Here is a 9,756-nt window from a genome sequence, read left to right as displayed (position 1 = left end):
TTTGGCACATTATACAGATCAAGAAAGAATTACTATTGGTATTCCTATAATTGAAAAGAATCTTGAACAAAGTGAGAATCTTAATAAGTTGATTCCTTTAGGAAGTGAAATCCAGCCGCATCACACCTTTAAACAATTAGTAAATGAGATTGAACAAACGACTTTATTCGGGTATGAAAATCAGGAGTATCCGCTCTCTGAATTATTAGTTAAACACAATTTAACTCCTTTTCAAATTGTAATCGGGATGGAAGGATTACATAATGAAAATTCGCTAGAAGAATACGCAGAGAATAATTTAGCCCTATGGATACGAAGAAAATGGAATGAAATACATAATGAATTTGAATTTCAAATTTCTTGCAAGTCCCGTTCATTCTCTTCTTTGCAACAGTTTGCCAATTCGTATTGTTATGTTTTAAAGCAAGTTTCACAAAATCCGAATTTGGCATTGAAAGATATTTGTATTATTGCAGAAGAAGAAAAAGAGTTGTTAGAAGGATTGAATACTTTTCAAACGGGCATAGACTTGTTTCAATCATTTCAAGATTTGTTTGAAGCGCAAGTATTAAAAACTCCAGATCAAATTGCTGTTGTTTGTAATGATCAATCTTTGACATATAGAGAATTGAATAAGAAAGCGAATCAATTGGCTTCTATTCTTCAAAGTAAAGGTGTTTCAAAAGAAAGTATTATTGGCGTTATGGTAGATCGGTCATTAGAAATGATTATTGGTATGATGGGGATTTTAAAAGCAGGAGCAGCGTATTTACCAATCGACCCTAACTACCCAACTGAACGAATTGAATATATGTTACAAGATAGTCAAGCAAAATATTTACTTAGTAAGCGAACAGAGGAAGTATTGCCACAATTTGCAGGTGAAGTACTGTATCTTGATAAAGAATATCTTTTTCAAGGTGAAGAAAGTAATTTAGTTCGAGAACATAATCCTAATGATTTAGCTTATGTTATTTACACATCAGGATCGACAGGAAATCCAAAAGGGGTAATGATAGAACAAAAATCGCTAGTTCATTTTTTAAATGTAATGAGAGAAAAAGTAAAAGCTAATCAATCATTCTTGTTTCTTGCTAGTGTATCTTTTGATATTTCCTTGTTAGAAATATGTCTTCCTTTAACGCAAGGTTCAAAAGTAGTAATTGCTACAGAGGACCAGTTTGCAACAAAAGAATTGTCTCATTTGGTCAAAAAACATAAGGTGGATTTATGGGAATCAACGCCATCGCGAATGGAAGTGATTTTGAGTGATCCAGAAGGGGCGATTTTTCTAAAAGATTTAAAATCTATTTTATTAGCAGGAGAATCATTTTCCGTTGATTTGGTTGAAAAAATTCGTTGTATCAGTGAAGCAACAATTTTAAATATTTATGGTCCCACAGAAACAACCATTTGCGCAACAGTAAAAGACTTGAGCACTTCCAAAGAAGTTACGATTGGCAAACCTAACCCGAATTATCATTCCTATATATTGAATAAGTATGGCCAATTAAAACCATTTGGAATTCCCGGTGAACTCTGCATTGCTGGCGTAGCGGTAGCACGAGGGTATCTTGGTAAAAATAAACTGACAGATGAAAAGTTTGTACCGAGTCCTTTTGCGGCAGGGGAAATGATGTATCATACAGGTGATCTCGTTCGTTGGTTGCCTAATGGAGAACTTGAATATTTAGGTAGAATGGATCATCAAGTGAAAATTCGGGGGTATCGGATTGAATTAAGAGAAATCGAAACTCAATTAAGGGAATATCCAGAAATAAACCAGGCTATCGTTGTTGATCAAGTGTATGGAAATAGGAAATTATTAGCTGCCTACTATGTATCGGATAACAAGGTGTCTTTTGGTGAAATCAGAAAATATTTAAGTGATAAATTACCTGAGTTTATGATTCCTGAAAAAATGATTCAGGTAGAAGAGATTCCATTGAATCCAAATGGAAAAGTGGATAGAAAAAGATTGTTGGATATAACACAACCAGATTATGTATCAATTCCATACGTTGCTCCGCGCAATGAAATTGAACAAAAATTAGTGCGTGCATGGGAAAAAGTTATGGAGATCGAGGGAATCGGTATTCATGATAATTTTTTTGCATTAAAAGGAGAATCTATTAAAGCACTTCAGGTAATTAATTTATTAAGAAAAGACGGCTTAAAAATAAGTACAACAGATTTTTTTAAGCACCCCACAATCGCTCAACTGAGTTCTTGTGTAAAGCTAGAGCATAAAGAGGAAAACCTTGAAAGTAGACCAACTCATGTTAAAGATTTGTCTAAGCCATTTTCCTTAACAGAAGTTCAGACCGCGTATATGATAGGACGGAATTCACAGTTTGAATTAAGTGGTATTTCCCCTCAAACATATTTTGAATATGAAACAGCATTGGATATCAATCGTCTTTCAAAAAGTTTTCAAAAGGTAATTCATCGTCATCCAATGTTGCGAGCTGTAATTTTACCAGAGGGAAAACAGCAAATATTACAAAGCGTTCCTGATTACGAGATTGAAATAGTGAGTCTCATAGATTTAGATGATAGGAATCAACATGCTCGCTTACAAGAAGAGCGTTCTCGAATGACTAACCATGTATTCCCTTTGGGGCAATGGCCTTTGTTTGAATTGAAAGCTTTTCTTTTAAAAGAAGAGACGTATTTATTATGTTTTCGATACGATGCTTTATTAATGGACGGAGCAAGCATGAACATTGTTGGACAGGATTTGTTGCATTATTATTATAAACCAAATCAAAAATTAGAATCTTTATCTTTTGATTTTCAAGATTATATGTTTATCTATGATGAAATGGAACAAAGCGAAGAATATAAAACAGCAAAAGATTATTGGACAAGTAAGCTTCCTGACTTTCCGTTTGCACCTTCTTTGCTGTTAAAAAAAGATCCAGCAGAGATTGCTACTCCTAAATTCCAATCACTTACAAAAATCCTGGATAATAAAAAATGGACAAAGCTACGAAAGTTAGCACAAGAGAAAGAGGTAACGCCTTCCGCTCTACTTTGTACAATATATGGTGATGTGTTGGCATATTGGAGTAATCAACGTCGATTAGCAATTAACTTGACTGTATTTAACCGTTATCCTGTTCATGATGAAGTAGAACAGATTGTTGGAGATTTCACATCACTTATTTTATTGGATGTTGATGTAAAACCAGAGCAAACTTTCTTTACTAGAGTAAAAGAAACGCAAGCTACTTTATTAGATGGCCTTGAACATCGTCATTACGATGGAGTTAACTTTATTCGAGATTTTACTCGATATCATCAAATGACGCCAAAAGCAGTTATGCCAATCGTTTTCACCTCGATGTTAGCAGGTGCAGGTGCTTTCTCTTGGGAACAACTTGGTTCTCTTCGCTATATTCATGCTCGGACTCCACAAGTGTATTTGGATAATGTAGTAATTGAAAAAAATGGAGAGTTATTAATTAGCTGGAACTATGTTGAAGAGTTGTTTGATGTTGATGTAATAGAAGCAATGTTTTCCCAATTTGTTGACTTATTGGAACAATTGGTGAAACAAAGCGATATAACATCTTTGCATATGAAAGAATCGGATCAAACTCTAATTAAGCAATACAATGAAACAACAAAAAAAATACCTTCAACTACTCTGTATCAATTATTTACAGACCAAGTAAAACGTACGCCGGATGAAGTAGCGGTGGTATTTGAACAAGAATGGTTAACATACTCGGAACTTCATAAACGTTCTAATCAAATTGCCCACTTCTTAAAAGAGCAAGGTATTGGTCTAGGTGACAAAGTGGGTCTTTTAGCAAAAAGGCGAGTTGACACAATTGTTAATATGTTAGGTATTTTAAAATCAGGTGCCGCTTATGTTCCGATTGATCCCGATCATCCTTTAGATCGCCAAACATATATTTTAAAAAATAGCTCATGCAAGCTTTTATTAGAACCTAGTCTTTATGAAGAAAATCATTTGTCATTTTATACAACAGAAGATATGCCCGCTATTGCTGGTCCAGAAGATATTGCCTATATTATATACACTTCAGGAAGTACAGGAAAACCAAAAGGAGTAATTATTACTCACCAAGCGGTTACAAATACTATTCAAGACATAAATCAAAAATATGAGGTGAATGAAAATGATCGTATTATTGGTATCTCTTCCATGTGTTTTGACCTATCTGTATACGATATTTTCGGAGCTTTAAGCACAGGTGCAATGTTAGTAATGATTCGTGATCCGAGAGACATGCAAGAATTAATCCGCACTGTCGAACGTAGAGGGATTACAATTTGGAATACAGTGCCTGCAATCATGGATTTGGCATTGGAGCAAGTAGGTTCTCATTTTGAATATCCTTCTTTACGTTTAGTTTTACATAGTGGAGATTGGATTCCGCTTTCTTTACCAGAAAAAATAAAACGACATTTTCCGATTGCAGAAGTAGTCTCACTAGGAGGGGCAACAGAAGCATCGATTTGGTCAATTTATTATCCGGTCAAACAGGTGGAATCACATTGGAATAGTATTCCATACGGGATGCCCTTGGCAAACCAAACGTATTATGTGTTGAACTATGAAAAGAAAATGTGCCCTGTTGGTGTAATTGGAGATTTATATATCGGGGGAGTGGGCCTTGCTAAAGGATATTTAAATGATGAAAAGAAAACAAATGAAGCGTTTGTGTCACATCCTGATTTTGGTCTTATATATAAAACAGGAGATTGTGGAAAAATGCATTCTGAAGGATATATTGAATTTTTAGGCCGCCAAGATTACCAAGTGAAAATTCAGGGATATCGAGTAGAGTTAGAAGAAATCTCTCATTGTCTTCTAACTTATAAACAAGTCGAACATGCTATCGTAATTGATCAAACAGATGAGAACGGAATAAAATTTTTAGTAGCATATGTGGTAACTGAGCAAAATATTAGTACAACAGAACTACGAAAGCATTTGCGAGATCACTTGCCAGATTATATGATTCCTTCTTATTTTGTTTATTTGGACCAATTACCCCTGACTCCAAACGGGAAATTAGATAGAAAAGCGCTACCTACTCCGGAGAAACAAAAAAATGAAGTATTTATTGCCCCAAAAACTGAAATGGAAAAAATATTAACTAGTATTTGGCAAGAAGTACTCAAAATAGATCAGGTTGGAGTAAATGATCATTTCTTCGCCTTAGGTGGAGATTCGATAAAAGCGATTCAAGTGTCCGTCAGACTGTATCGACAAGGATTCGAGCTTGAACCAAAAAATATATTTTCATTTCCTATATTAAGGGACATGGTTCAATTTGTTAAAAAGCTAGACCAGTTTTCAAGTTCACAAACAAATGATGTAAACATAATGAACGATAATAAAGCTACATTACTAAATGTTAAAGATAAACAACTTAATCAACATACACTTAACAAAATACAAGAAAAAATGCCGGATATAAAAATAGAACGTATTTACCCGTTAGCACCTTTCCAGGAAGTTATTTATGAGCATGCTACGAATGAACCTGATACAAATGCATATTTTGAACAAACAATTTGGGCACTTGAGGGGGAGCTGGATATTAAACTCTTTATTCAGTGTTTCCAACAATTAGTTGATCGTCATGATTCTTTAAGAACAATAATTGTGCAAGATGAACAAGCAAAACCTTGGCAAGCTGTTCTATATGATGTTCAAATAAATTCAGAAATAAAAAACTTGATTGAGATGACGAAACAAGAACAGCAAGAATTCCTAAAACAGTGGATGAATGAAAATTTAAGTCGAGGATTTAAAAATGATGAACTTATGACACGTCTCTGTATATTCCAACTAGGTAATAACGAGCATAAAGTAATTTGGAGTTCCCATCATCTATTATGTGATGGTTGGAGCGTCAGCATTTTGATAGACGAATTATTCCAGCTCTACGAAACTACAAATGCCGGAACTACGGCGGGGTTACCCATGGTAAAACCTTTTGAAACATTTATAGATTGGACTTTGGCACAAGATCATGAGAAAGCACGTCATTTTTGGCGAGATTATTTATCAGGATACAATCAGAAAATTAGTATTCCTAAAAAGAAAGTCCCATCTAAAAGTGAAGGGTTAAACTTCACTTTTATGGATTTAACATTAGACAAGGATTTGACTGATCAGTTACAGACATTTGTAACTAAAAATAATATAACTATGAATACGGCATTACTAGCTGTATGGGGAATATTGCTTGGCAAATTCAACGGAACGAGAGAAGTAGTATTGCCTAATCTAGTATCAGTCAGACCTCCCGAAGTAGAAGGAATTGAAAATATGTTCGGTCTGTTCACAAATGTTTTGCCTATCCGATTAGCATGGACAGAAACGCAATCTTTTGTGGACTTCCTGCAAAAGGTACAACTAGAGACATTGAAATGTAATGAGTATGCATACTATTCATTTGTTGATATACAAAAGCAAAGTGAATTAAAAACTGAGTTGACTGACCATCTTTGGGTTTTTGAAAACTATCCAACTAATCCAGCAATCTTTTCTTCAAATGAAAACAGACATTTTGCTATCACGGATTACGAAGTTGTTGATGAGCCACATGTAAAGTATGGAATTATGTGCTTCCCTGAAGAAAGACTTACAATAAAGTTTGGATATGATCAAACGGTATATGAAGCAGAGAAAATACAGGAAATATTAAATCACATCCATGGGTTAATCAACACGATTCTTCAAAATCCAATACAAACAATTTGTGATTACAAATTATAAAAAATGAAAAGGCGAGCAAGAACTCGCCTTTTTAAATAGAATAGGAGTAAATCAAATGACAAAAAAATTACAGTTATCAGCCGAAGAAATGCGTCAGTTAGGATATCAAGCGGTTGACTTGATTGTTGATCATATGAATCATTTAAAAAGTAAACCAGTTTCAGAAACGATTGATAGTAATATTTTTAGAGACAAGCTAATTGAAACGATTCCGGAAAACGGATCTAATCCAAAAGAATTACTTCATTTTCTTAATAACAATGTGTTTAATCAAATTACTCATGTGGATCATCCTCATTTTATGGCTTTTGTGCCAGGTCCTAATAATTATGTTGGTGTATTAGCAGATTTTTTAGCAAGTGGGTTTAATGTATTTCCTACAGCTTGGATAGTAGGTGCAGGTGCCGAACAAATTGAATTAACGACAATTAACTGGTTAAAATCAATGCTAGGATTCCCTGATTCAGCTGAAGGACTATTTGTCAGTGGTGGTTCCATGGCTAATTTGACTGCACTTACTGTAGCGAGACAGGTCAAGCTGAATAATGACATAGAAAATGCGATTGTTTATTTTTCTAACCAAACTCATTTTTCTGTAGATCGAGCACTTAAAGTATTAGGTTTTAAACAGCATCAAATTTGCCGAATTGAGACAGATGAAGACTTAAAAATTTCAGTTAGTACTTTAAGAAAACAAATAAAAGAAGATCGATTAAAAGGGAAAAAACCATTCTGTGTTATTGCTAATGCAGGGACAACGAATTGCGGAGCGGTGGACTCCCTCGATGAATTGGCTGATGTATGTGGTGATGAAGATATATGGCTACACGTGGATGGGGCTTATGGGGCTGCAGCAATTCTCAGTGAAAAAGGAAGGGAGTTATTAAGTGGAATTCATCGTGCCGATTCTTTAACGTTAGACCCGCATAAATGGCTTTTTCAGCCTTATGATGTTGGTTGTGTACTTATTCGAAATAGCCAATATTTAAGTGAAACATTCCGTATGATCCCAGAGTATATTAAGGATACAGAAACTAATATAGAAGAAAAAGTGAATTTTGGGGAGCGTGGAATTGAACTTTCTCGTAGATTTAGAGCATTAAAGGTATGGCTTTCTTTTAAAGCATTCGGAGTTACAGCTTTTCGTGAGGCAATTGATCATGGCATTATGCTAGCTGAACAAGTTGAAGAGTTTTTAAGGAAAGAAAAAGATTGGGAAGTAGTAACACCTGCCCAATTAGGAATTGTTACTTTTCGTTATATTCCATGTGAGCTAACATCTACAGATACAATTCATGAAATAAACAAAAAATTGGTGGAAGAAATTAATCAAAGAGGATTTGCTATGCTAAGTACGACTAAATTAAAAGAAAAAGTAGTAATTCGACTTTGCTCTATTAACCCAAGAACAACAAAAGAAGAAATACTTCAAATCATGATGAACATAAAAGCATTAGCAGAGGAAATAAACACATCGCCTAAACATCTTATATCTGTTTCTCAACCTTGATATATTAGGCGGATTTTACATATTAATAGCCGATTCTTATTTAGAATCGGCTATTATATTTAAATGATAAATACATATATACTATTTATAAGTGTTTCTCTTGTAATGGGATTAAGCCTCAACCTTGGATACTCGTTTGAAACCAGTCTTTATTGCTTGTACTATTTCGTTCACAGCATAAATAGATACATCGGCATTTGGATTTAACCCTTCAAACCAGTGATAGGCATTTGGATATAAATGAAACTCCACATCAACACCAGCTTGTGCTAGTTTGCTTACATAGGTTAATGTTTCGCTGCGGAATGGATCTAATTGACCAACAAATGTGTAAGTATACGGTAAGTCACTATAATCCTCAGCTCGAGAAGGTGCTGCATAGGCAGGGATTTGATCCGTTCCATACATTTCTCCTAAATACATTTTCCAGCCAGCTTCATTTGCCTTTTGGTTCCAAACAAATCCCTCTTTAATTTCATTCGCTGAAGGTGTATCATTTCTGTCATCAATCATTGGATATAGTGGCATTTGTAAACAAATTGAAGGATATTTTCGATCTCGTGCTAATAATGATAATGCTGCTGTTAGTCCACCGCCAGCGCTTACTCCTGCAAGCCCAATTCGATTCGAATCAATGTTTAATGACTTTGCATTATCAGCAATCCATTTTAAAGCTGAATAACAATCCTCAATTGGTGCTGGGTAAGGGTGTTCAGGTGCTAAGCGGTAGTCTACAGACACGACCACACAGCTAGCTTCTTTTGCAAACCTCATACAAATATCATCGTTATCATCTATAGACCCTAAGATATAACCTCCACCATGTATCCATAATAAGACAGGTAAAGATTCATGATTTGATTTTGGACGATAAATTCGTAATGGTAACGGATTATCATCAGGCCCAACAATGACTTTATCTGTTAAAGAAAGAGAGTCATCAACAACGGTAGGTGGTCTCATTTGAGCTATTCCTTCTCTGATTGATTGCAAATTTTCTGGGCGTAAATCGAGATCCGGAAACATCTCTAATCCTTGTAATAATTCTGGATTTACTCTAGTTTTCATTTTAGCACCTCTATTTGTAATTGTTTTCAAATAAATGAAGTGTATTCTAAGTAGTTTAATTGTGAAAGAACACCACAATTAAATTGTAAATTGGATATGTTATAACGGTCAACAGAATATTCGGAAATTAAAACCTTTCTCAAGAAGGAGTTTCATGCAATCAATAATACAAGTAGTGGATTTAAGAGCAAAGTGGTTTAATGTCGTTGTAATTATGTACATTAGAAAAATTTATTTTTGAGTCTAGAAAAGGATTAGATTCTTTTCTAGACTCATGAAGAATTATGAAAAGCAAAATTTTATAGATAGTTATCTTAAAAATAAACAAAGAGAGAAGAACTAGCCAATGTTCTTCTCTCTTTTTCATATGTAATTAGGGTATCCATAACTGTAAATATGGATGGTATAGATT

3 protein-coding genes are annotated in these 9,756 nt (G+C 34.5%); 2 read left to right on the top strand and 1 reads right to left on the bottom strand.

Going from position 1 to position 9,756, the window contains the following annotated elements; genetic code table 11:
* Nucleotides 1–6,766: amino acid adenylation domain-containing protein (locus ABWK52_RS22835; protein WP_353772151.1), on the top strand; the 6,766-nt coding region annotated here is incomplete at its 5' end.
* 55 nt (nucleotides 6,767–6,821) lie between these two features.
* Nucleotides 6,822–8,276 (top strand): pyridoxal phosphate-dependent decarboxylase family protein, encoded by a 1,455-nt coding sequence (locus tag ABWK52_RS22830; RefSeq protein WP_000162820.1) that lies wholly within the window; start codon nucleotides 6,822–6,824, stop codon nucleotides 8,274–8,276.
* A 111-nt stretch (nucleotides 8,277–8,387) separates the two neighbouring features.
* On the opposite strand, the gene ABWK52_RS22825 is transcribed toward ABWK52_RS22830, so the two are convergent.
* Nucleotides 8,388–9,344: an alpha/beta hydrolase gene (locus ABWK52_RS22825; protein ID WP_061655549.1), complete on the bottom strand. Its 957-nt coding sequence runs from the start codon at nucleotides 9,342–9,344 to the stop codon at nucleotides 8,388–8,390.
* Between the last annotated feature and the right edge of the window lie 412 nt (nucleotides 9,345–9,756).

The organism is Bacillus sp. AP50 (genome assembly GCF_040492675.1).
Classification (GTDB): Bacteria; Bacillota; Bacilli; order Bacillales; family Bacillaceae_G; genus Bacillus_A; species Bacillus_A cereus.
Note: the sequence above shows the minus strand (reverse complement) of the source record. Positions and strands in the feature narration are given on the sequence as shown.

Excerpts from the sequence above, each read along its gene's own strand:
- ABWK52_RS22830 (WP_000162820.1), top strand. The coding sequence starts at position 6,822 with ATGACAAAAAAATTACAGTTATCAGCCGAAGAAATGCGTCAGTTAGGA.
- ABWK52_RS22825 (WP_061655549.1), bottom strand. The coding sequence starts at position 9,344 with ATGAAAACTAGAGTAAATCCAGAATTATTACAAGGATTAGAGATGTTT.